This window comes from Rhodococcus wratislaviensis (genome assembly GCF_900455735.1).
GTDB lineage: Bacteria > Actinomycetota > Actinomycetes > Mycobacteriales > Mycobacteriaceae > Rhodococcus_F > Rhodococcus_F wratislaviensis.
Map to the genome: position 1 here is coordinate 136377 of NZ_UAUI01000006.1, position 23379 is coordinate 159755.

Below are 23379 nucleotides of genomic sequence, written 5' to 3' on the forward strand. Positions count from 1 at the left end.
GTACTTGTCAACGTCCGGCGGTTGAGAAGTACTCACGGGCGCGAAGCGCAGATGAAGGCGACGCCGGCTCGGCCGATCCGTGTGATCACCACACTGAGCGAACGACTTCCGCGCAACTTCAACTTGGGACGCAGGACCGCGGGATCGACGTCGACGCCGCGCACGAGGATTTCCGCCACCCCGCAGTCGTGCCGCGCCAGGTCCTGCCGCAGCGACTTCTCCGAAAACTTCACCTGTTCGAGAATGCGGAAGCCCCGCACGCCGTCGGGAACCGAATCGCCGGTGAGATAGGCGATCCGGGGATCCAGCTGCCACAGTCCGTGCCGGGCGGCGTAGTGCCGCACCAGGCCCGCACGCACGACGGCGCCGTCGGGGTCGATGATCCATTGCCCCGGTGCGCGTTCGGGGATGTCGTCGTCCTCGGCGTCCGTCACCGTCCACGCGGTGCCGTCGGAGCCGAGCACGCTCGCCCGCCGGGTGACACCGGCACCGGACAGTCCCGGCGACCACAGACACGCCTCGCGCACGCCGCCGTCGAGGGACACCACCTCCACTTCGCCGTCCCAGCCGAGCCGGTCGAAATCGAGTCCCGGGGCGCACTTCACTGCAAGATCGCGTCCGCGGTACGCGTCGATCAGATCGGGCAGCGGCGGTTCCAGCGCGGCGGGATCGTGCGTGCGCCTGCCGCCGGACCGTCGCGCCGGATCCGCGAGGACGACGGTGCCGCGGGTGCACGGGACGAGCGCGTCGGCGCGGAGAACGGCCGCCCCGGGAACGTTGTGCTGCGCCATCAGAAGCCGGACCGGGTCGAGGTCACTGCCGATCACGGTCGCGGCCGTCCCGACCACCGCGTCCAGTTCGGCACCGATGGAGCACGTGACGTCGTGGACGTCCCGGTCCTTCAGCCGCAGCGCACGGTGCGCGGCGACCACCCGCGGCGTCGCCTGTTGCAGAGCATCGTCCGTGAAGAACCAGGTGTCGGTGCCGGGAAGTTTGGCGGCAGCCTTCCGCCGCAACAGCACGGTCTCCACCAGTAACGCCCCGTGTGAGCCGAAACGTGTACGCGCCCGGCCGATGTCGGCCAGGCGCGTAGACGTGGTCAGTGCGAAGCCGTCCACTTCCGCGAGAGCGGCCGCCCCGTCCGGGCTCTGCAGGAACTCCACGTCCCCGGGAGTGAACGCATAGCCCAATTCAGTTGCCGGGCTTCACGCCGGTGATCATGACGTTGTAGAAGAACCCCCGCGGCACCACGTGCCGGAGAACCTTCTCGTCGACCCAGCTGAGCGTCTTCCATCCGGTGAACGCGAAACGTCCCCAGCCCCAGCCCAGCTTCTCCGGCGGCACAGCGGCCTCGAACGTGCGGACGGGCCACCCGAGCAGAGCGGCGGCGAATTCCTCGGTGGCCGCGTGAACCTGCTCGGCGCCTGCCGACTTCGCGATCTTCTCGAGGTCGCTCGGATCGAACGTGTGGAGGTCGACGACGGCCTCGAGCGCGGCCGCGCGCGAGGACTCGTCCAGTTCCGCCTGCGGTCGACGCCAGTCGGCGAGGAACGGCAACTTGGTGACCCGGGTGGTGACCTCCCACGTCGCGCGACCCAGCCAGCGGGCGTAGAAGTTGCCGATCGTGGTCGGCTCACCGGCGAACACGAAACGCCCGCCCGGCTTCAGGACGCGCAGAACCTCGCGCAGCGACTGCTCCACATCCGGGATGTGATGCAGGACCGCGTGTCCCACGACGAGGTCGAACGTGTCGTCCTCGTACGGGATGGTTTCGGCGTCGGCGACGCGGCCGTCGACGGACAATCCCAGGCCCTCGGCGTTGCGGAGGGCGACCTTCACCATGCCGGGCGACAGGTCGGTGACCGAACCGGTCTTCGCGACTCCACCCTGCATCAGGTTGAGGAGGAAGAATCCGGTGCCGCAGCCCAGTTCGAGCGCCCGCTCGTAGGGAAGCGGCTGATCGCCCGCGACGGCGTCGAAACGTCCGCGTGCGTAGTCGATGCACCGCTCGTCGTACGAGATCGACCACTTCTCGTCGTACGTCTCGGCTTCCCAGTCGTGGTACAGCACCTGGGCGAGTTTGGTGTCCTTCAGCGCAGCCTCTACCTCTTCGGCGGTGGCGTGCGGATGAGGAGCTGGGTCGTCATGGGCGCTTGCAGTCATGCGGCAAATCCTACTCGCTGGTAAGAGTGAACAGGTTCTAGTTTCGGGCTCCAGACTACTCGCCCGTGAACTGAGCCTTACCTGGGCCGTTCTCGATGAACGATTCCATCCCGATCGTGCGGTCCCGGGTGGCGAACAACGAGGTGAACAGCTGACGCTCCACCGCGAGCCCCGTACCCAGGTCGACGTCCAGCCCACGGTCCACGGCGGCCTTTGCCGCAGCCAGGGCGCGGCCCGCACCCTTCGTGAACTGCGACGCCCACGTGCGGGCCGCCTCATACACGTCGTCCGGCGCCACGACCTCGTCGACCAGACCGATCGCGAGAGCCTCCTCGGCGTCGACGAACCGGCCGGTGAACAGCAGATCCTTGGCCTTGGACGGTCCGATCAGCCGGGCCAGACGCTGGGTGCCGCCGCCGCCGGGAATGACGCCGAGAAGGATCTCCGGCACGCCGAGCTTGGCGTTGTCGCCCGCGATGCGCCGGTCGGCCGACAGCGCGACCTCCAGGCCGCCGCCGAGCGCGTACCCCGTGATGGCGGCGACGGTGGGCTTCGGGATCTCGGAAACCGCCGCGAGGTCGGACTGCAGGTCGCCGATCACGTCGGACATCTGCCCGAAGTCCATCTCGGACATTTCCTTCACGTCCGCGCCCGCGGCGAAGACCTTCTCGCCGCCGTAGACGATGACGGCCTTCACGTCGGCGTTGACGGTCGCCTCCCGCGCCGCCGCCCGCAACTCCTGCTGAACCTGACGGTTCAGGGCATTCATCGGGGGGCGCGCGAGCCGGATCGTGCCGATGCCTTCGGATACCTCGAGAGTGACAAACTCAGCCATGAGGCAAAAGGCTACTTGTCTGCCTCCGACGCGGTTTCGCGGCCCGCCGCATCGCGATCAGTCGCGGGACGCCCACGGATGCGGACCCGCTTCGTAGTAGCCGTCCTGTCCCGGGAACTCCACGCGGAGCTGCTCCTCGCCCGTGATCAGCGTCGGCAGGATCACCGGGATCTCCGGCTCCGCGGCCAGCACCTCCGCGACCGAACCGAACGCGCTGAGCGCCGTGAGCTGACTCCACGTCGGCGGCAGCAGGATGCTTCCGCCGCCCTGCCAGTGCGCGAGTGCCGCGGCAGGACTCTGCCACTGCACGTCCTCGGCCTCGGACGTCGCCCCGTCCGCGATCTGGCCGTGTGGTGCGGCGGCGACGAAGAACCGCGTGTCGTAGCGGCGGCCCTCGCCGACCGGAGTGATCCAATTCGCCCAGGGCCGCAGCAGGTCGGCCCGCAGGACGAGGTTCTCGCGCTTCAGGAAGTCGCTGAACGACAGTTCGCGCTTCTCGAGCTGTGTGCGGGACTGCGCGTACCGGGATGTGTCCGCCACGACCGTGTCCGCGCTCGGTCCCGCGAGAAGCACGCCGCATTCCTCGAACGTCTCGCGCACCGCCGCGCACACGAGGGCCTTCGCGCGCGCCGGGTCGGTCGAGAACCGCGAGGCCCACCAGTCGACGGACGGTCCCGCCCAGTCGACCTCGGCGTCGGCGTCCGACGGGTCGACCCCGCCGCCGGGGAACACGGTCATGCCGCCGGCGAACGCCATCCCCTTCACCCGGCGGAGGAGGAACACCTCGATTCCGGGCGCCGCGACGTCTGCCGCGGCGTCACGGATGAGGATGACGGTGGACGCGTCCTTGGGTGCCACGTCGGTACTGTCGCGGGGCGCCTGCTCTTGCTTCGAGACCATGTCTCGGAACCTACGCCGCCGGGTGACGCGGGTCGCAGTCGGTCCCCCCGTGTGACCGCCGGTGCTCAGCCCCGCCGGTGCGCGCCGGGGACGCGGGTCCGCCGCGCGAAGAACCGGCCGTCGACCTTGTCCAGGCTGATCGACTGGCTGAACGCCTCGCTGAGGTTCTCGGCCGTGATGACCTGATCCAGGAGCCCCTGCGAGACCACCTCCCCCTCCTTGAGGAGCATTGCATGAGTGAACCCCGGCGGGATCTCCTCGACGTGGTGGGTGATGAGGACCGTCGCGGGTGCGTCGGGGTCGGCGGCGAGGTCGGTGAGGCGCGCGACGAGTTCCTCGCGCCCACCGAGGTCGAGACCGGCGGCGGGCTCGTCGAGCAGCAGCAGTTCCGGGTCGGTCATCAGCGCACGGGCGATGAGGACGCGTTTGCGCTCACCCTCGGACAGCGTGCCGTACGTGCGCTTCGCGAGGTGCTCGGCGCCCAGGCTCTCGAGCATCTCGACGGCACGGTCGGTGTCCATGTCGTCGTAGCGCTCACGCCAGCGCCCGAGTACCGCGTAGCCGGCGGAGACGACGAGATCGGTCACGACCTCCTCGGACGGCACCCGGTTGGCGAGCGCCGAGGAGGACAGTCCGATCCGCGGTCGAAGTTCGTTGATGTCGACCCGGCCGAGTCTTTCGCCGAGAAGGTAGGCACTTCCGCTCGTGGGATGCAGTTCGGCGGCCGCGATCCGGAGCAACGACGTCTTCCCTGCCCCGTTCGGCCCGAGGACGACCCATCGTTCGTCGAGTTCCACCTTCCAGGTGACCGGGCCCACCAGAGTGTTGCCCCCGCGGCGGAGGAGAACGTCGTCGAATTCGATGAGGAGATCGGGATCAGGTTCATGCACGCACCCATCTTCCCGCACATCTTCCGAGCATTCACGGCAGGATCAGTTGCGTGTCGCCTCACATCGATTCGCACCCCGGCGAGATCTCGTCGCTCCCGCCGAGTCTGCGGCTGCCCGGATCACCGTTTCCGCTGGGAGCGAAAGTGCGTGGCACCGGAACGCAGTTCGCGGTTCACGCTCCCGACGCCGAGCTGGTACAGGTGTGCCTGATTTCCGAGGACGGCGACGAGACGCGGATCGATCTGGTTCAGCGGACGTACGGTATCTGGCACGGCATCGTCGAGGGTGTCGGCGCGGGCAGGCGCTACGGCTACCGCGCGCACGGACGCTGGGACCCCGCTCGCGGCGTGCGCCTCAACCCCGCCAAGCTGCTTCTGGATCCGTGGGCGACCCGCATCACGGGAAAACTCGGCGACCACGACGCACTCGTCTCCCACGACGGCGACCCGTTCGGCGGCCCGTCACGCGTCGACAGCCTGGGCCACACACCGCTGTCGGTGGTCACGGCCGACCACGCCCGCACGAGCGGACCGCGGATCGAAAGGCCGTGGGAGGAAACCGTTGTCTACGAACTTCACGTGGGATCGTTCACCGCACGGCACCCCGATGTGCCGCCGCAGTACCGCGGAACGTACCTGGGTCTCGCCGAACCCGCCGTCGTCGGCCATCTCGTCCGTCTCGGGGTGACCGCGGTCGAACTTCTTCCCGTTCAGGCGTTCGTCTCCGAGGCCACCGTGCGTTCCCGGGGCATGCGCAATCACTGGGGATACTCCACGGCAGCGTTCTTCGCCCCCCACCCGGGCTATGCGGTGGTGCCCGGTGAGGAGATCACCGAGTTCCACACGATGGTCGACGCGCTGCACGCCGCGGGGATCGAGGTCATTCTCGACGTGGTGTACAACCACACCTGTGAACAGGGCGTCGACGGCATCAGCCTCAGCTGGCGCGGCCTCGACGCCCCCGGCTACTACCTCCTCGACTCCGACGGTCGCGACATCGATATCACCGGTTGCGGGAACACCGTCGACGCTCAGTCGCCCGTCGTCGTCCGGATGATCGGCGACAGCCTGCGCTACTGGGCGCACGAGATGGGGGTCGACGGCTTCCGGTTCGACCTCGCGTCCGCTCTCGGCCGGCCCGGTGGCGGCCGATTCGATTCCCGCGCTTCGATCTTCTCCGCGATCACGGCGGATCCCGTTCTCTCCCGGTGCAAACTGATCGCCGAACCGTGGGATGCCACGTCGGACGGATACCGGGTCGGGCACTTCGGCGTCCAGTGGTCGGAATGGAACGACAAGTACCGCAATACCGTTCGACGGTTCTGGAACGGCGGCACCGGGGTGCGCGATCTCGCCTCCCGGGTGGCGGGTTCCGAGGACGTGTTCGGAAACCGGCGGCCGTGGGCGTCCGTCAATTTCGTGACCGCCCACGACGGGTTCACCGCCGCGGACCTCGTGTCGTACGTCCGCAAACACAACGAGGCCAACGGCGAGGACAACCGGGACGGCGCCGATCACAACGACTCCGTCGACCACGGCGTCGAAGGCCCCACCGAGGATCCGTCGATCATCGAGGCACGGTCCCGGCACGTCCGCGCACTCCTGGCCACGCTCGCACTGTCGACGGGCACGCCGATGTTCACGGCCGGCGACGAATTCGGTCACACACTGGGCGGCAACAACAACGCGTACTGCGTCCCCGAGGACACCCCGCGTGAAGACTCCTGGCCGCTCGACTGGATCACCGGGGACACGACTCTCACCGCCTTCGTCACGCGCGCCCTCGACCTCCGACGCGCCTCCCCCGCCCTGCGCCAGCCGGAATTCTTCGAGGGCAGGCGCACACCTACCGGCCATCCCGACCTCGTGTGGTTCGGCGCCGACGGCGCGGAGATGGACGACCCCGCGTGGTACGACGACTCGAGGCGCACCCTCCAGGCGTGGATCGACGGATCCGACATCCGCTCCCACACCGAGGACGGGCACCAGCTCACCGACGACAGCTGGCTCCTCGTCTTCCACTCGGGCGGACCCACCGTGATCACCCTCGGCCGTCCCGAATGGTTCTACGGGACGGTGCTCGCCGAATTCGACTCGGCGTCCCCCGACGGCGCACCGCCGCCGGGCGGCCCGATCACCGGAGACTCCACGATCGCACTGTCCGGTCCGACGCTGCTCGTCTTCCGTGCGGTCGGGTAAAGGCCGCCGAACCGCATCATCAGCTGGATGAGCGGGCCGATGCCCAGCGCGTACACGACGGTGCCCACCCCGACGGTGCCGCCGAGCAACCAGCCGGTGGCCAGCACGGTCACCTCGATCGACGTGCGGATCACCCGCACCGACAGCCCGGTGCGGGCGACCAGACCGGTCATGAGACCGTCCCTCGGCCCGGGGCCCATCCCCGCACCGATGTACAGCACGGTGGCGAGCGCGTTGAGGACCACGCCACCGAGCATCACCACGATCCGCACGACCAGGGACTCGGCGGGTTCGAGGAACGCGAGCGACGTGTCCACCGACACGGCGATGACCACGACGTTGGCGATCGTGCCGAATCCCGGTTTCTGCCGGATCGGGATCCAGAGTGTGAGCACCACAACCCCGGTCAGTGCGGTCACCACACCGAAACTGAGTGGCGTGCGATCCGCGACCCCCTGATGGAACACGTCCCACGGGTCGAGACCGAGGCCGGCGGTGACCATCATGGCCATCGAGAAACCGTACAGCCACAGTCCGGCGAACAGAGCGATCAGGCGTCGAGCGAGCATGACCGTCAGTGTTCCGGGGAAACCTGCCGCATCCCATAGCCACGACGCAGGCACTGGACCGACGATGTCTCAGGCATCGATCTTCAGGGGCAGGCGATCACAGTCATCGATCCGGGAGCCACCTCGGTGAAGCCGGCGTCGCGCACCGCGATCGCCCTGGCCCGCACCACCTCGATGGTCAGCTCTTCCCACAGTCCGACGTCGGCGTCCCGCACCGCGCAGCGGTAGCCGGTGGCCGCCCACGCGCGTGCCTGCTCGGTGGTCATCGCGCCCGCGAGCAGCATCGACGCGTGCCCGACCTGCGCCGCGGCCTTTCCTACCGTCATGTCCAGGGCGGAGTTGATCCACAGCACCGGAATCCCGTCCGGGATCTCCCCGGGATCGTCGTGGTCGAGATCGGTGCCGCCGATCTGCAATTTCCGGATGCGGGGATCGAGCGCGCCGACGGCGACGGGCACGAGTGCGCGGGCCTGCGCACCGTCGACGTCGACGGTGATCCCCTCGACCTCCTGCGCCGCACGCCACCCCGCTCCCCGCGCCCGCCGGGACACCTTGCGGATCCGGGACCCGATCCAGGCGAGGTAGTCCTCCTGCCACGGTCCGGGCGCGCCCGTCTCGTCGGGGCCGACGCGGGGGTCGAGGCACAACGCCACCGCCGCGGTCGCGGCAGCTTCGAGCAGAGCACTACGCGGCGGGGGGTCGGCCTTCGGAATGTGCAGCACGATCGGCATGGCGAGAACCTGCGCCGGGTCGTCCGGATCCGGCCGGCCGCCGTATCCGGCCGCGAGGACGGCGTGACGCGCCGCCCAGAGGGTCTCGTCACCGGTCTCCCCGGTGACCGCGTCCCGGCACGATTCCGTCACGACAGCGGGACTCGTCGCACCACGCCGTCCACCGCGTCCGCGGCCTCGACCTCGTCGCGGGTGACCCCGAGGATGAACAGCACCGCATCGAGGAAGGGGTGCGAGAGTGCGGTGTCCGCGACCTCCCGCAGAGCGGGCTTGGCGTTGAACGCGATTCCCAGGCCGGCGGCGTTGAGCATGTCGATGTCGTTGGCTCCGTCGCCGACCGCCACCGTCTGCTCCATCGGGACGCCGACCTGAGCGGCGAACTTGCGCAGTGCGGTCGCCTTCGCGGCCCGATCCACGATGTCGCCGATCACCCGGCCGGTGAGCTTGCCGTCCACGATCTCCAGCGTGTTGGCCTGCACGAAGTCCAGTTCCAGTTCGTGGGCCAGACCCTCGATGACCTGCCGGAAACCGCCGGACACCACACCGCAGTGGAAGCCCAGCCTGCGCAGCGTACGGATGGTGGTGCGGGCGCCCGGTGTCAGTTCCAAGTTTTCCGCGACGTCGTCGATCACGGAGGCGTCGAGGCCGGCGAGGGTCGCGACCCGCTGGTGCAGGGATTCGGTGAAGTCGATCTCGCCGCGCATCGCCGATTCGGTGACGGCGCGCACCTCGTCCTCGACACCCGCGCGAGCGGCGAGCATCTCGATGACCTCGCCCTGGACGAGGGTCGAGTCGACGTCGAACACGATGAGCCGTTTGGCGCGCCGGGCCAGTCCCCCGCGCTCGACCGCGATGTCGACGTTCTCGCGCACGGCCACTTCTGCCAGCACGGTGCGCAGACTCTTGTCCGCCTCCGCCGTGCCGGGAGCGCTCACGAGGAGTTCGAGGCCCGTCACCGGGTAGTCGGCGACACCGCGGATCGAGTCGATGTTGACCCCGAGCGTCGCCATCTCCCGCGCCACCGAACGCAGTGCGCGAGCCGACACCGGACTACCGAGGACGACCACCGCATGGGTGGACAGCGACTGCCTGCCGGGATCGGCACCGATCTCGACGTCCACCGACATCCCGACGGTGGCCATCGCCTCTTCGAGTTCCTCCTGCAGCGCTTCCCCGTTCTCGGGGCAGGCCACCAGGACACCGAGGGTCAGTCGCCCGCGGATCACCACCTGCTCCACGTCGAGAAGGCTCACGTCGTGACGGGAGAGCGACCCGAAGAGCACCGAGGTGACGCCGGGTCGGTCGGGGCCCGTCACGGTCACCAGAACAGTGGTGTCAGCTGCACCCACCGATGTACTCCGATCATGTTGCTCGCGCGGCTTGTCCGGCACCCATTGTGCCAAGTGAAAGGCCCCGCCCGGTGTGGGGGCGGGGCCTTTCCGAAACTGAGGTGTCAGCGGCCGGTGTCGGTTCCGGGGTCGCCTTCGTCGCCGACGGTCAGCGGCTCGTGGCGTTCCTTCTCGAGCACGGTGCTGGCGTGCTTGCCACCGTGGCCCGGTCCGACGTGCGCCTCGGCCTTCATCCGCTCGACCATGTGCGGGTAGTGCAGCTCGAACGCGGGACGTTCGGAGCGGATGCGCGGCAGCTCGGTGAAGTTGTGCCGCGGCGGCGGGCAGCTGGTGGCCCACTCGAGCGAGTTGCCGAAGCCCCACGGGTCATCGACGGTGACGACCTCGCCGTACCGGTAGCTCTTGAAGACGTTCCAGATGAACGGCAGCGTCGAGGCACCGAGGACGAACGCGAAGATCGTGGAGAACGAGTTCAGGAACGTGAAGCCGTCCGAGGGCAGGTAGTCGGCGTAGCGGCGGGGCATACCTTCGTTACCCAGCCAGTGCTGGACGAGGAAGGTGCCGTGGAAGCCGATGAACGTGGTCCAGAAGTGCCACTTGCCCAGGGGCTCGTCCATCATGCGGCCGGTCATCTTCGGGAACCAGAAGTAGATGCCGGCGTAGGTGGCGAACACGACGGTGCCGAAGACGACGTAGTGGAAGTGGGCGACCACGAAGTAGGTGTCCGTCACCTGGAAGTCGATCGGCGGGCTGGCGAGGAGCACACCGGACAGACCGCCGAAGAGGAACGTGACGAGGAAGCCGATCGAGAACAGCATCGGCGACTCGAACGTCAGGTGGCCCTTCCAGATGGTGCCGATCCAGTTGAAGATCTTCACCCCGGTCGGGACGGCGATCAGGAACGTCATGAACGAGAAGTACGGCAGCAGCACGGCGCCGGTGGCGTACATGTGGTGCGCCCACACCGCGATGGAGAGGGCGGCGATCGCCAGGGTCGCGTAGATCAGGCCGGTGTACCCGAAGATCGGCTTGCGGGAGAAGACCGGGAAGATCTCCGAGACGATGCCGAAGAACGGCAGCGCGATGATGTACACCTCGGGGTGTCCGAAGAACCAGAACAGGTGCTGCCACAACATCACACCGCCGGTGGCCGGGTCGAAGATGTGGGCGCCGAGTTGCCGGTCGGCGAGCAGCGCGAGCAGTGCCGCGGTCAGCAGCGGGAACGCCAGCAAAATCAGGATGCTGGTGATGAAGATGTTCCAGGTGAAGATCGGCATGCGGAACATCGTCATACCGGGGGCGCGCAGGCAGACCACGGTGGTGATCATGTTGACACCGCCCAGGATGGTGCCCAGGCCCGAGACCAGCAGACCGACGATCCACAGGTCCGCGCCGATACCGGGCGAACTTATTGCGGAGCTGAGTGGGGCGTAGGCGGTCCAGCCGAAGTCGGCGGCGCCGCCCGGGGTGATGAACCCGGCGGTCGCGATGAGCGCCCCGAACAGATACAGCCAGTAGCTGAACGCGTTGAGTCGCGGGAACGCCACGTCGGGGGCACCGATCTGCAGCGGCAGGATGAAGTTGGCGAACCCGAAGACGATCGGCGTCGCGTACAGCAGCAGCATGATCGTGCCGTGCATCGTGAACAGCTGGTTGAACTGCTCGTTCGACAAGAACTGCATACCGGGCACAGCGAGCTCGGCGCGCATCATCAGGGCCATGAGACCACCGATGAGGAAGAACGCGATCGAGGTCGTCAAGTACATGATTCCGAGCACCTTGGGGTCGGTGGTCGTAATCATTTTGAAGATGAACGAGCCCTTGGGTCCCTGCCGCGGCGGGTAAGGCCTGGCTGCAGCTATCGCGGGGACTGGCTGGGGCGCTACGGCAGTCACTGATCCTCCTGAATGCGCGTCCGTCCCCGGGCTGCGAGGCGAACGGTCTCTGGCTTGCGCTCATCGAATCGTAGACCGTGCCCTGAGCGGCCTCCGACTGGGTCCTACCCACTGTCGTACTTACCCGGACTCAGAGCAAATTGTGACTCATGCGACCTGCGGTTTGTCCCACCGGGGAGTGCTCACTGTCACGCGGTCCGGCGTGTCGCACGCGACCGCTCGACACGGACCTACGGAGACTCCGACACGCCGGAACCCCGGTGCTAAGGTTTCGCTCACCTAACTTCGATCAGGAGCTCCATGTGAACGTTCTTTCCCGACGCCGGGTAGTCGCCGGCGCGGTCGCACTAGCCGCTGCAGCCACCTTCTCGATCACGTCCTGCTCCAGCAGCGACGACTCCGCCGCCGAGTCCGGCACCACGTCGTCGACCGGGCAGTTCCCCCGCACCGTCGACCACTTCCGCGGCAGCACCGAGATCCCGGCCGCACCGCAGCGCATCGTGGCACTCGACAACAGCTTCACCGACGCCGTCCTCCTCCTCGAGGCGCCACTCGTCGGGTACGTCGACTACCGCGAACCCGGCCTGCCCGACTACCTCGGCTCCTCGCGGGACGAGTTCGCGGCGGAAGCCGAGTCGGTGGGCAAGGTCAGCACCGCGAGCCTCGAACAGATCGCCGCGCTGCAACCCGACCTGATCATCTCCGCCGAGGTGCGCGACGGAAAGAACTACGAGCAACTGTCCGCGATCGCGCCGACCATCTTCACGGAGACGACCGGGCCCACGTGGAAGGACAACATCCGGCTCGTCGGCAAGGCACTGGGCAAGGAAGAACTCGCGGAGCAGAAGATCGGCGCCTACGAGGAGCGGGCCGCCGCCGTCGGCGCGGAGATCAACGACACGGCGTCGAATCCGGTGATCTCGGTCGTCCGGTTCGCGGGCGAGCCCACGGCACGCCTCTACCGCACCACCTCGTTCAGCGGGATCGTCCTCGCGGACGCCGGGCTCGCTCGTCCGCAGAGCCAGGGCCCCGATCCGGCCGATCCGGACAACATCATGCAAGCCATCAGCCCCGAGCTGATCAGCGAGGCGGAGGGCGACGCCATCTTCGTCAGCACCTGGCAGGACCCGGCGGGCAAGAGCGCCGAAGCGGCGAAGCCGTTCCTGGAGAGCCCGCTGTGGCAGACGCTGAAGGGACGCAAGGTCGACGTCGACGACGCCCGCTGGATGTCGCCGGTCAGCATCCAGGGCGCGCACCTCATCCTCGACGACCTGTCGGACACGTTCGGGGTGGACAAGCACAGCGGCTAACCTGAACGCGCCCGCACACACAGGAAGTCGCCGAATTGTCCCCTCGTAGGTTTTCCGCCCGCCGCGCGTCCACCGGTCTCGTCGCCGCCGTCGCTGTGCTCGCAGTCGCCGGCTGCTCTCAACCGTCCGACGACGATCCCGCAGCGTCCATCGTCCGGACGACCACGCAGATCGCCGGAGCGGGCGTGGTCGGCATCGAGCGTGACACCACGACCGCCTGCGCCGAGCCGGCCCCGGTCGACGCCGCACTCGCGGCCGGCTCGACCCACCGGGTGGTCCACACGAAGGGCGAGAGCGACGTTCCGTCCGATCCGCAGCGGATCGTGGTACTCGACAGCGCCGCGCTGGACGCGGTGTGCGCACTCGGTCTATGGAAGAACGTCGTCGGCGCGGCGACCGTCGACGGGGACTCGCCTCAGCCCGGGTACCTCGGCACGGGCGTCTCCGAGATCCCCAGCGTCGGATCCGTCGACGCCCCGGACCTGAACAAGATCGCGCAGGCGGACCCGGACCTGATCCTCGGATCGAGTCCGGCGTCCGACCAGCTGTACGGCGCGCTCTCCCCCATCGCGCCCACCGTGTTCGTCGGCTCCGACCCCGTGTACTGGAAGGCCCAGTTCCTCCTCGCCGGCAACGCCCTGGGCCGGGCCGACGCGGCGACGGCCGCGCTCGAGCAATACCAGCAGGACGCGAGGCAGCTCGGCGTCGACATCGATGCCGCGCAGACACAGGCGTCCGTCGTCCGATTCGACGCCGACAGCATCGAGGTCGAGGGTCCGGCCACGTTTGCCGGCCAGGTCCTCACCGACGCCGGAGTGCGGCGGCCCGCCTATCAGAACCTCGACGGCGCAGTCACCGAACCGATCTCCGAGTCCGACATCGACCAGGCCGAGGGCGACCTCATCTACGCCGTCCTGGACGGCGAGGAGGGCACCGCGCACGCGGAGGACGTGATGTCCGGTGAGGCGTGGGAAGACCTCGAGGCGGCCGCCGACAAGCGGGTCTTCGCCGTGGAGGGTGACGTGTGGGGCGGAAACGGTGTCGTCGCCGCACGCGCGATGCTCACCGACCTCAGGAACACGCTGAACGGTTACGTCGGCTAGGAGGCCCGGTGCCCGTCCCCGAGTTCGTCACCGTTCTGCGCGGCCACGTCGGCACTGCGCCGCTGTGGCTGTCCGGGGTGAGCGTCGTGGTGCGCGACGCCGACGGCCGGGTGCTGCTGACCCGGCGCGTCGACAACGGCAAGTGGGCCGTCGTGTCCGGCATCCTCGAGCCCGGGGAGGAACCCGGACCCGCGGCGCTGCGTGAGGTGCGCGAGGAAACCGGCGTGGACGCGGAACTGGTCCGGATCACGAGCGTCGACGTCACCGATCCAATCACCTACCCCAACGGCGACGTCGCACAGTATCTCGACGTGTGCTTCCTGGCGCGGTACGTCGGCGGGGAGGCCGCCGTGTCGGACGACGAGAACCACGACGTCGCCTGGTTCTCCCCCGACGCTCTGCCGTCGGACCTCACCCCGTCGTCGCGACTGCGGCTCGACAAGGCGCTGCAGGACGAGCCCGAGGCCTGGTTCCGCCGCTGAACGCAGTTCGCCCAATGTCACACCGGTGCAGTCGAACTGCACCGGTGTGACATTGGGCGAAAGGACTAGAAGTCCCAGTCCTCGTCTTCGGTGTTGACGGCCTTGCCGATGACGTAGGAGCTGCCCGAGCCGGAGAAGAAGTCGTGGTTCTCGTCCGCGTTCGGTGAGAGCGCCGACAGGATCGCCGGGTTGACGTCCGTCTCGTCCTTCGGGAACAGACCCTCGTAGCCGAGGTTCATCAGCGCCTTGTTGGCGTTGTACCGCAGGAACTTCTTGACGTCCTCGGTGAGGCCCACCTCGTCGTAGAGGTCCTGGGTGTAGTCGACCTCGTTGTCGTAGAGCTCGAAGAGCAACTCGAACGTGTAGTTCTTGAGGTCGTCGCGCTCGGCCTCGGTGAGCTGCTCGAGACCCTTCTGGTACTTGTAGCCGATGTAGTACCCGTGCACGGCCTCGTCACGGATGATGAGGCGGATGAGGTCGGCGGTGTTGGTGAGCTTCGCCCGCGACGACCAGTACATCGGCAGGTAGAAGCCCGAGTAGAACAGGAAGCTCTCCAGCAGGGTGGACGCCACCTTGCGCTTGAGCGGCTCGTCGCCCTGGTAGTAGTCCATGACGATCTCGGCCTTGCGCTGCAGGTTCGGGTTCTCCTCGGACCAGCGGAAGGCGTCGTCGATGTCGCGGGTGGAGCACAGCGTCGAGAAGATCGAGCTGTAGCTCTTCGCGTGCACCGACTCCATGAACGCGATGTTGGTGTACACCGCCTCTTCGTGCGGCGTGATGGCGTCGGGGATGAGGCTGACGGCGCCCACCGTGCCCTGAATGGTGTCGAGGAGCGTCAGCCCCGTGAACACCCGCATCGTGAGCTGCTTCTCCTGCGCCGTGAGCGTCCCCCACGACGGGATGTCGTTGGACACGGGCACTTTTTCGGGCAGCCAGAAGTTGCCGACGAGACGGTCCCACACCTCGGCGTCCTTCTCGTCCTGGACGCGGTTCCAGTTGATCGCGGATACGCGACTCACCAGCTTGACCATTGATTCCTCACTTCGTTCGGCTGTGAGTACTTGTTAACCGCCGGCGGTTAACAAGTACTCACGGGCTACAGCATGCAGCTGACGCAACCTTCGACCTCGGTACCCTCCAGAGCCATCTGACGCAGCCGGATGTAGTACAGCGTCTTGATGCCCTTGCGCCACGCGTAGATCTGCGCCTTGTTGATGTCGCGGGTGGTTGCGGTGTCCTTGAAGAACAGCGTCAGCGACAGCCCCTGGTCGACGTGCTGCGTCGCCGCGGCGTAGGTGTCGATGATCTTCTCGTACCCGATCTCGTAGGCATCCTGGTAGTACTCCAGGTTGTCGTTGGTCAAGTAGGGCGCCGGGTAATAGACGCGGCCGATCTTGCCTTCCTTGCGGATCTCGATCTTCGACGCCACCGGGTGAATGGAGCTTGTGGAATTGTTGATGTACGAGATCGATCCGGTCGGCGGCACCGCCTGCAGGTTCTGGTTGTAAATGCCGTGCTGCTGCACGGACGCCTTCAGCTCACGCCAGTCGTCCTGCGTCGGGATGTGCAGGCCCGCATCGGCGAACAGCTGCCGCACCCGCTCCGTCTTCGGTTCCCACACCTGATCGGTGTACTTGTCGAAGTACTCACCCGAGGCGTACTTGGACTCCGGGAAGCCGGCGAAGTACGTGCCGCGCTCCTTGGCGATCTCGTTGGACGCCCGGATCGCGTGGAACACCACGGTGTAGAAGTAGATGTTCGTGAAATCGATGCCCTCGTCAGAGCCGTAGTGGATCCGCTCGCGTGCCAGGTATCCGTGCAGGTTCATCTGCCCGAGACCGATGGCGTGTCCCTCGTCGTTCGCCTTCTTGATCGACGGGACCGAGTCGATGGAGGTCTGATCGGCGACGGCGGTCAACGCGCGGATCGAGGTCTCGATGGTCTGCGCGAAGTCCGGGGAGTCCATCGTCTTGGCGATGTTGAGTGAACCCAGGTTGCAGGAGATGTCCTTGCCGATATGACTGTAGGACAGGTCGTCGTTGAACTCCGACGGCGTGGAAACCTGGAGGATCTCCGAGCACAGATTGGAGTGGGTGACCTTGCCCGCGATCGGGTTGGCACGGTTCACGGTGTCCTCGTACATGATGTACGGGTACCCGGACTCGAACTGCAGCTCGGCCACGGTCTGGAAGAACTCGCGTGCCTTGATCTTCGACTTGCGGATCCGCTTGTCGTCGACCATCTCGTAGTACTTCTCGGTGACGTTGATGTCCGCGAAGGGCACCCCGTAGATGCGCTCGACGTCGTACGGCGAGAAGAGGTACATGTCCTCGTTCTTCTTCGCCAGCTCGAACGTGATGTCGGGGATGACGACGCCCAACGACAGCGTCTTGATGCGGATCTTCTCGTCCGCGTTCTCGCGCTTGGTGTCGAGGAAGCGGTAGATGTCCGGGTGGTGCGCATGCAGATACACCGCGCCGGCGCCCTGACGCGCACCGAGCTGATTAGCGTACGAGAAGGAGTCCTCGAGCAGCTTCATGATCGGGATGACCCCGGAGCTCTGGTTCTCGATCTTCTTGATCGGGGCGCCGTGTTCGCGAACATTGCTGAGCAGCAACGCGACTCCGCCGCCGCGCTTGGACAGCTGCAAGGCGGAGTTGATGGAGCGGCCGATCGACTCCATGTTGTCCTCGATGCGGAGCAGGAAGCAGGATACGGGCTCGCCGCGCTGCTTCTTGCCCGAGTTGAGGAACGTGGGGGTGGCGGGCTGGAAGCGGCCGGCGATGATCTCGTCGACGAGCTTGGTCGCCAGTTCCTCGTCGCCGGCGGCGAGCGTGAGCGCGACCATGCAGACGCGGTCCTCGAACCGCTCCAGGTAGCGCTTGCCGTCGAATGTCTTCAGCGTGTACGACGTGTAGTACTTGAATGCACCGAGGAAGGTGGGGAACCGGAACTTCTTCGAGTACGCGTGGTCGATCAGCGACTTGACGAAGTTGCGCGTGTACTGGTCGAGGACCTCACGCTCGTAGTAGTTCTCCTTGACCAGGTAGTCCAGCTTCTCGTCCTGGTTGTGGAAGAAGACGGTGTTCTGGTTGACGTGCTGGAGGAAGTACTGGTTCGCGGCCTCGCGGTCCTTCTCGAACTGGATCTCGCCGTTGGGGCCGTACAGGTTCAGCATCGCGTTCAACGCGTGGTAATCGAGTTCTCCCGAGGAGACGTCGGGTCGTGCCACAGCGCGTTCTACACTCCCAGCCGGGGCTGTGTCTGTGATTGTCGGTGCCACTGTTCACTCTCCATGAATTGTTCGAGCCCGTCCAGGACTGCTACTACGTCTTCGGCGGTACCCATGAGCTCGAAGCGGTACAAGTACGGAACCCTGCACTTCTGCGAAATCACGTTTCCGGCATAGCAATACGACTCGCCGAAGTTCGTATTGCCTGCAGCGATCACCCCACGGATGAGGGAGCGATTGTGCGTGTTGTTGAGGAATCTGATGACCTGCTTGGGCACGTAGCTCGTGTCCCGACCGGTCGCGGTGATCCCGCCCCCGTAGGTGGGCAGGATCAGGACGTACGGCTCATCGACCTCGAACGTGCCCGCGCGGTCGTGCAGCGGTATGCGCGTGGCCGGGACACCCAACTTCCGAACGAAGCGATGGGTATTCTCCGAGGCGCTGGAGAAGTACACCAGCGATGTCATCGGTTTCCACCATCTGGAGTAGTACTACCGTTTACTGCCGCCCGGGAATCGGATCGATCTCCGCCTCGGGCGGTGCGATCGCCTCGCTTCAAGCAGCGTTTGCCGAGAGGGTCTTGATGCGGTCGGGGCGGAAGCCCGACCAGTGCTCGTCACCGGCCACGATCACGGGCGCCTGCAGGTATCCCAGTGCCATGACGTAGTCCCGGGCCTCGGGGTCTTCGGTGATGTCGACGACGGAGTATTCGATACCCGCCTTGTCGAGGGCCCGGTAGGTGGCATTGCACTGAACGCAAGCGGGCTTGGTGTAGACGGTGATGCTCATGAAGTCCCTCTTTCCACTGCCGAATGGAGCTGACGAAGTGTGTGTTCAGCGCACTGAGACTTCCCCGGATCGAGATGGCGGTGACCCCCGATGGAGATGCTCACCGAGTCGGTTCTCGTTGTGGTCTCTCAGTGCTCAAGACACTACACCTAGTGGCCGACAGAAACACTCAACCCGAGATGTTGTGAGTCACATTGATGAAATTCCCAGGTCGTCATCCCGCCGACCATAAATTTCGTGCTCGCTCCGGCGTGTCGCACATCACATTTTCGGCGTGACGCGGAACACCCCTCGCATCGCGCTCGTGCACTGGAGGCTCCGGGAGCTTACGTCACCTCCGGAGACACGCCCGCATCCGCGGTGCGGGCCCCGGGAGAGCACTGTCCGGACCGGCCGGAGACGACTCCGCCGGACCGTGGTGACACCCTTCGGGCGCCGTACTCGCCACATCCGGAGACGCCACTCCCCGACCGCTCGCGGCCGGGCACACAAGGGCGTCGCGGACGACGCTCGCCCGACGCTTGCCCACCGGTAGCTGCCGGCCCGCCCGGTACCTTGAGCGCATGTCCGACGACTCCCTGGACCACCTCGACTGGTCGGCGCCCGTGGCGCGCACGAGGCGGGTGACGCCGAACATGCAGAGGATCACCCTCGCGGGTGGAGATCTCGGTCGATTCGCGTCCAGCGGGAGGCCGGACGAGCGCCTGCTCCTCGCCTTCCCACCGGACGGCGCGGAGAAGCGCAGCTACACCGTGCGCCGCTGGGACCCGGACGCACTGGAGATGGACATCGATTTCGCCGTCCACGCGGGCGGGACCGCGGCGCACTGGGCCGCGGACGCCCGCCCGGGCGAGACGCTCGGGTTCTCGACCGCCTCGGGGTGGTACGCGCCGCCGGCTGACGCCGCGTGGCAACTCCTCGTCGCCGACATGACGGCACTGCCCGCGGTCGGCCGGATCGTCGAGGAACTGCCCGGCTCGGCGCGGGCGCACGTGATCGCAGAGGTCACCACGCACGAGGACCGGCAGCAGTTCGCCACCGAGGCCGCGCTGACCGTGACGTGGCTGGACGGGAGCGGCAACGGCGCCGGGGCCAGTCTGCTCGCCGACGCGGCCCACGACTGGCCGCGGCCGGATGCACCGGGATACGTGTGGTTCGCGGGCGAGGCGAAGGTGTCGCGGGTGGTGCGGCGCTGGTTGCGCCACGACCTGGGCTGGCATGCGGACCGCTACGACGTCATCGGTTATTGGCGCGACAACAAGGAGGAGTGGGTCGCGCGGTACGAGACGGTGCGCGAACAGATAGAAGCCGCCAGGGACTCTGCCCTGGCGGCCGGTGAAGACTTCGACTCGGTGCGCGACGCCGTCGACGCAGCCCTGGATCGGACCGGGCTGTAGCCGACGACGGTGCCGCGCGAGCGGATCGTCAGGCGTCGACGAGCTGCTTCGTGGCGTCGACGAGGCTGGCGACGACGCCGGCGACCTGCTGGGCGACCTCGGCGTTCTCGCGCGGGTGCCGGTCACCGAACTTGTCGATGGTGCCGCCGATGGCGAGGGTGACGTCCTCGAGGACCTTGCCGCCTGCGATGCGAACAGCCTTGCGGGTGTCCTCGTGCGCCCACTGTGCACCGTTGCCGCTGGGCGAGGCGCTGATGACGGCGACGGGCTTGTCCTTCACGGCACCGGTGCCGTACGGCCGGGAGATCCAGTCGATGGCGTTCTTGAGGACGGCGGGGATGGTGCCGTTGTACTCGGGCGTGAGGAGCAGGAGCGCGTCGGCGCGGCCTGCGGCGTCACGCAGCGCCTCGACGGCGGGGATGGAACCGGCGACGTCGATGTCCTCGTTGTAGAAGGGGACGTCTCCGAGTCCGTCGAACACGGTCACCTCGGCACCCTCGGGCGCCACGGCGACCGCGGTCTCGGCGAGCTGACGGTTGACCGAGGCGGCGCGCAGGCTGCCGACGAGAACGAGAACGTTGGTCTGTGACATGTCAATAATCCTTCGATGGTGCGTAGGGCGACTCGTGAACATGTATAGCAACTAAACGGACCGCGGTCCACTTATGTTCCCGTCACGGTAGGATGCCAAGCGTGACCAGTCCCCTGCTGCCCCAGATCGGGGTCGACCCCCCGGAACGCGGAGACGCCGCACGTAATCGGCGTCTTCTGCTCGATGCGGCGGCACTGCTGGTCGCGGAGCGCGGCGTCGACGCCGTCACGATGGACGCGGTCGCCTGCAAGGCCGGTGTGGGTAAGGGCACAGTGTTCCGCCGGTTCGGCAGCCGGTCGGGCCTCATGCACGCACTCCTCGACCACACCGAACGGGAACTCCAGCAGTCCTTCATGTTCGGTCCACCACCGCTCGGGCCGGGCGGCGACCCGATCGACCGGCTGATCGCCTTCGGGCACGCCCGCATCGCGATCGTCGAGGTGCAGGGCGAGGTACAGCGCGCGGCCGAGAACTCCCTCGAGTTCCGGTTTGCCGCACCCGCCCGGGCAGTGTCCGTGCGCCACGTCGTGTCCCTGCTCCGCGCGGCCGGGGTGCAGGGCGACCACGAACTGCTCACCTGTTCCCTCCTCGCCCCCCTCGAGGCGACGCTCGTTCTGCACGAATTGCGCGACCTCGGAATGTCCGTCGAACGGCTCGGCGCCGCCTGGGAGGACCTGATCCGGCGCGTCACCCGATGTTGATCCCGGATCCGGACAATGTGTCTAACCTCGGGGAATGCGCACCACCGCCGCCGTTCTCGGCCTCCTGACATTCGCCTCGCTCACCGCCTGCGGCGGGGATGAGCAGACCACGCCCCCCGATCCGTCGGGCCGCACCTTCGTCTCCACCTCCGTCGAGGGCGATCCCATTCCCGGCGGTGGGCCGCTCGTACTCGGGTTCACCGACACCGGACGCCTCTCCGTCGAGGCCGGGTGCAATCAGGGCAGCGCCGACGTCGACCTGTCCGAGGGCAAGGTCGTGGCGGGACCACTCGCGATGACGCTGATGGCATGTCCGGGAGAGGCGGCCGGCGCGGACGCCTGGGTGGCGGCACTGCTGGATGCGCAACCGAACTGGACCCTCGGCGGCGACACACTCACCCTCACCACCCCCACCGGGTCGGTGACGCTGACGGACGAGAAGGTCGCCCGGCCGGATCGGCCCGTCGTCGGGACCACGTGGACGGTGACCGCGCTGATCAGTCCGGACGCGGTCACGACGACGGCGGCACTGGAGAGGACGGCACCCCAGTTGCTGATCGCCGGCGACGGTTCGGCGTCCGGCTTCACCGGCTGCAACCGCATGACCGGGACCGCGGACGTGCAGCAGAGTTCGATCCTGTTCGGCCCCTGGGCCACCACCCGGATGGCGTGCCCCCCGGACGTCTCCGAGGTCGAGCGTGCCGTGCTCGCGGCGTTGACCGGGGAGACGGGCTACAGCGTCCACTCGGACTCGCTGCGGCTGGTCAACAGCGACGGGGTCGGGCTGACACTGCGGGCGAGCTAGAGAGCCGCGAGCCAGCGCCCGAGTTCCCGGGCGCTCGCATCGATCCGGGCGGGCCAGTCCAGTGCCGAGTCGTCGGCCGTGTCGCTGACGTGCTTGACCAGCCGGCACCGGGCGCCGCCGCGAGCGCTGGCATAGGCGACGGCGAAGCCCTCCATGTCGACGAGGTCGGCTCTGCGGGCGAGTATGTCGCGTACGCCGGCGTCGGACACGAACAGGTCGCCGGTCGCGAGCACGGAACCGTCACCGTCCGGCAGGGCGAGGAGATCGGCCACCTCGTGCCCGAGCGCCCGGATGGCATCGCCACTGATGTCGTGGTTGAGGACGGTCGACGGCGTGAACAGGCCGCTGTGATGCTCGTGCAACGCGCCGGCGGTACCGATGTTGACGACGAGCGGTTTGTCCGTTCGCGGGTAGTCGGCGAGTGCGGACGCCACGGCGACGGCGGCGCTCACCTTTCCGATCCCGGTGATCAGGACCTCGAACTCGGACGGGACGTGCACCGCCTCCGCCTTGGTCGCGCTGACCACCAGAACGTCCGATCTACTCATGCGCGGAACCGTACCCTGCGTTCGTCAGGGGCACTCGCTAGAGTTCTGGCATGGCGAATCTACGTGCGCAGATCCTCGAGGAACTCGGTGCCCAGCCCACCATCGATGCGGCTGACGAGATCCGCAAACGTGTTCAGTTCCTGAAGGACTACCTGCTGTCGACCCCGGCCAAGGGTTTCGTCCTGGGTATCAGCGGCGGTCAGGACAGCACCCTCACCGGCCGCCTCGCCCAGCTTGCGGCGAGCGAGCTCCGCGACGAGGGCCACGACGCCGAGTTCGTCGCCGTGCGACTGCCCTACGGCACCCAGGCCGACGAGTCCGACGCGCAGATCTCCCTCGACTTCATCAAGCCCGACCGGTCGGTGGTCGTCAACGTGAAGCCCGGCGCGGACGCCACCGCGAAGGAGTCGTCCGAGGCGCTGCGCGACATCATCGGCGACGGCGGCGAACTCCGCGACTTCGTCCGAGGGAACATCAAGGCCCGCGAACGGATGGTGATCCAGTACTCGATCGCCGGCCAGCTCGGGTATCTCGTCGTCGGCACCGATCACGCCGCCGAGGCGATCACCGGCTTCTTCACCAAGTTCGGCGACGGCGGCGTGGACGTCACCCCGTTGACCGGGTTGTCCAAGCGTCAGGGCGCCGCGCTCCTGCGCGAACTCGGCGCACCCGAGAGCACGTGGAAGAAGGTTCCGACTGCCGATCTGGAGGATGATCGGCCCGCCCTCCCCGACGAGGAAGCGCTGGGGGTCACGTACGCCCAGATCGACGACTACCTCGAAGGCAAGGACGTGCCGGACGCCGTCGGGCAGAAGCTGGAGACGATGTTCCTGAATACCCGCCACAAGCGCACGGTCCCGGTGACCCCGCTCGACACCTGGTGGCGGTGA

The 23379-nt window shown here is 67.3% G+C and carries 22 protein-coding genes and 1 pseudogene; 8 read left to right on the forward strand and 15 right to left on the reverse strand.

Annotated features, from left to right (window positions below):
* Window positions 1-32: 32 nt before the first annotated feature.
* From DTA22_RS10755 to DTA22_RS10775, 5 genes are all read right to left on the reverse strand, one after another.
* On the reverse strand, window positions 33-1190 hold the full coding sequence (locus DTA22_RS10755) for a THUMP-like domain-containing protein (RefSeq protein ID WP_112299413.1): 1158 nt from the start codon (window positions 1188-1190) through the stop codon (window positions 33-35).
* A gap of 1 nt (window position 1191) precedes the next feature.
* On the reverse strand, window positions 1192-2163 hold the full coding sequence (locus DTA22_RS10760; RefSeq protein ID WP_007296833.1) for a class I SAM-dependent methyltransferase: 972 nt from the start codon (window positions 2161-2163) through the stop codon (window positions 1192-1194).
* A gap of 55 nt (window positions 2164-2218) precedes the next feature.
* Window positions 2219-2998 (reverse strand): enoyl-CoA hydratase/isomerase family protein, encoded by a 780-nt coding sequence (locus tag DTA22_RS10765; protein ID WP_037245385.1) that lies wholly within the window; start codon window positions 2996-2998, stop codon window positions 2219-2221.
* A gap of 57 nt (window positions 2999-3055) precedes the next feature.
* Window positions 3056-3898 (reverse strand): NUDIX hydrolase, encoded by an 843-nt coding sequence (locus DTA22_RS10770; protein ID WP_112299414.1) that lies wholly within the window; start codon window positions 3896-3898, stop codon window positions 3056-3058.
* A gap of 65 nt (window positions 3899-3963) precedes the next feature.
* A complete protein-coding gene (locus tag DTA22_RS10775; RefSeq protein ID WP_112299415.1) occupies window positions 3964-4788 on the reverse strand; it encodes an ABC transporter ATP-binding protein in 825 nt (274 codons plus the stop codon).
* Between the two features lie 50 nt (window positions 4789-4838).
* Between DTA22_RS10775 and glgX the strand changes: the two are divergent.
* A pseudogene (glgX, locus tag DTA22_RS10780) lies at window positions 4839-6809 on the forward strand (glycogen debranching protein GlgX); the annotation flags it as partial.
* Between the two features lie 44 nt (window positions 6810-6853).
* Here glgX and yczE read toward each other — a convergent pair.
* The 4 genes from yczE to ctaD all read right to left on the reverse strand — a co-directional run bounded on the left by yczE (window position 6854) and on the right by ctaD (window position 11530).
* Window positions 6854-7555, reverse strand: a complete 702-nt coding sequence (gene yczE, locus DTA22_RS37250) for a membrane protein YczE (protein ID WP_245973304.1) — start codon at window positions 7553-7555, stop codon at window positions 6854-6856.
* 83 nt (window positions 7556-7638) lie between these two features.
* A complete protein-coding gene (locus tag DTA22_RS10790; RefSeq protein ID WP_112299417.1) occupies window positions 7639-8418 on the reverse strand; it encodes an aminoacyl-tRNA hydrolase in 780 nt (259 codons plus the stop codon).
* On the reverse strand, window positions 8415-9635 hold the full coding sequence (gene serB / locus DTA22_RS10795) for a phosphoserine phosphatase SerB (protein WP_005240300.1): 1221 nt from the start codon (window positions 9633-9635) through the stop codon (window positions 8415-8417). The genes DTA22_RS10790 and serB overlap by 4 nt, the downstream gene beginning before the upstream one ends.
* 104 nt (window positions 9636-9739) lie before the next feature.
* Window positions 9740-11530 (reverse strand): aa3-type cytochrome oxidase subunit I, encoded by a 1791-nt coding sequence (gene ctaD / locus DTA22_RS10800; RefSeq protein WP_112299418.1) that lies wholly within the window; start codon window positions 11528-11530, stop codon window positions 9740-9742.
* A 302-nt stretch (window positions 11531-11832) separates the two neighbouring features.
* Between ctaD and DTA22_RS10805 the strand changes: the two genes are divergently transcribed.
* Genes DTA22_RS10805 through DTA22_RS10815 form a run of 3 tightly spaced genes read left to right on the forward strand, consistent with a single transcriptional unit; the run spans window position 11833 to window position 14425 of the window.
* Entirely contained in the window at window positions 11833-12840 is a 1008-nt protein-coding gene (locus DTA22_RS10805; protein WP_112299419.1) for an ABC transporter substrate-binding protein, read from the forward strand.
* A 35-nt stretch (window positions 12841-12875) separates the two neighbouring features.
* Entirely contained in the window at window positions 12876-13943 is a 1068-nt protein-coding gene (locus DTA22_RS10810) for an iron-siderophore ABC transporter substrate-binding protein (protein WP_112299420.1), read from the forward strand.
* An 8-nt stretch (window positions 13944-13951) separates the two neighbouring features.
* Window positions 13952-14425 carry an NUDIX hydrolase gene (locus DTA22_RS10815; protein WP_112299421.1) on the forward strand — a complete coding sequence of 158 codons (474 nt, stop codon included), beginning with the start codon at window positions 13952-13954 and terminating at the stop codon, window positions 14423-14425.
* A 65-nt stretch (window positions 14426-14490) separates the two neighbouring features.
* On the opposite strand, the gene nrdF is transcribed toward DTA22_RS10815, so the two are convergent.
* From nrdF to DTA22_RS10835, 4 genes are all read right to left on the reverse strand, one after another.
* The gene (gene nrdF, locus DTA22_RS10820; protein WP_015890191.1) at window positions 14491-15456 is read right to left on the reverse strand and encodes a class 1b ribonucleoside-diphosphate reductase subunit beta; all 966 of its coding nucleotides are present in this window, start codon (window positions 15454-15456) and stop codon (window positions 14491-14493) included.
* Window positions 15457-15521: 65 nt separating this feature from the next.
* Window positions 15522-17708, reverse strand: a complete 2187-nt coding sequence (gene nrdE / locus DTA22_RS10825) for a class 1b ribonucleoside-diphosphate reductase subunit alpha (protein WP_043825778.1) — start codon at window positions 17706-17708, stop codon at window positions 15522-15524.
* A complete protein-coding gene (nrdI, locus tag DTA22_RS10830; RefSeq protein WP_112299422.1) occupies window positions 17666-18124 on the reverse strand; it encodes a class Ib ribonucleoside-diphosphate reductase assembly flavoprotein NrdI in 459 nt (152 codons plus the stop codon). Before nrdI ends, nrdE begins: the two co-directional genes overlap by 43 nt.
* A gap of 88 nt (window positions 18125-18212) precedes the next feature.
* Window positions 18213-18446, reverse strand: a complete 234-nt coding sequence (locus DTA22_RS10835) for a redoxin NrdH (RefSeq protein ID WP_005240286.1) — start codon at window positions 18444-18446, stop codon at window positions 18213-18215.
* 563 nt (window positions 18447-19009) lie between these two features.
* On the opposite strand from DTA22_RS10835, the gene DTA22_RS10840 reads away from it, so the two are divergent.
* Window positions 19010-19843 carry a siderophore-interacting protein gene (locus DTA22_RS10840; protein ID WP_112299423.1) on the forward strand — a complete coding sequence of 278 codons (834 nt, stop codon included), beginning with the start codon at window positions 19010-19012 and terminating at the stop codon, window positions 19841-19843.
* A 28-nt stretch (window positions 19844-19871) separates the two neighbouring features.
* Here the strand turns inward: DTA22_RS10840 and DTA22_RS10845 are convergent, their stop codons facing one another.
* Window positions 19872-20435 (reverse strand): NAD(P)H-dependent oxidoreductase, encoded by a 564-nt coding sequence (locus DTA22_RS10845; RefSeq protein WP_037245358.1) that lies wholly within the window; start codon window positions 20433-20435, stop codon window positions 19872-19874.
* A 101-nt stretch (window positions 20436-20536) separates the two neighbouring features.
* Between DTA22_RS10845 and DTA22_RS10850 the strand changes: the two genes are divergently transcribed.
* Complete coding sequence (locus DTA22_RS10850; RefSeq protein WP_112299424.1) at window positions 20537-21136, forward strand: TetR/AcrR family transcriptional regulator; 600 nt, start codon at window positions 20537-20539, stop codon at window positions 21134-21136.
* A 34-nt stretch (window positions 21137-21170) separates the two neighbouring features.
* Window positions 21171-21941 carry an META domain-containing protein gene (locus DTA22_RS10855; RefSeq protein ID WP_112299425.1) on the forward strand — a complete coding sequence of 257 codons (771 nt, stop codon included), beginning with the start codon at window positions 21171-21173 and terminating at the stop codon, window positions 21939-21941.
* Here DTA22_RS10855 and DTA22_RS10860 read toward each other — a convergent pair.
* Window positions 21938-22489, reverse strand: coding sequence for a nucleosidase (locus DTA22_RS10860; protein WP_112299426.1), 552 nt, complete (start codon window positions 22487-22489; stop codon window positions 21938-21940). The genes DTA22_RS10855 and DTA22_RS10860 overlap by 4 nt on opposite strands.
* Window positions 22490-22539: 50 nt before the next feature.
* Here DTA22_RS10860 and nadE point away from each other — a divergent pair, with 50 nt between their 5' ends.
* Window positions 22540-23379, forward strand: coding sequence for an ammonia-dependent NAD(+) synthetase (gene nadE, locus DTA22_RS10865; protein WP_037245345.1), 840 nt, complete (start codon window positions 22540-22542; stop codon window positions 23377-23379).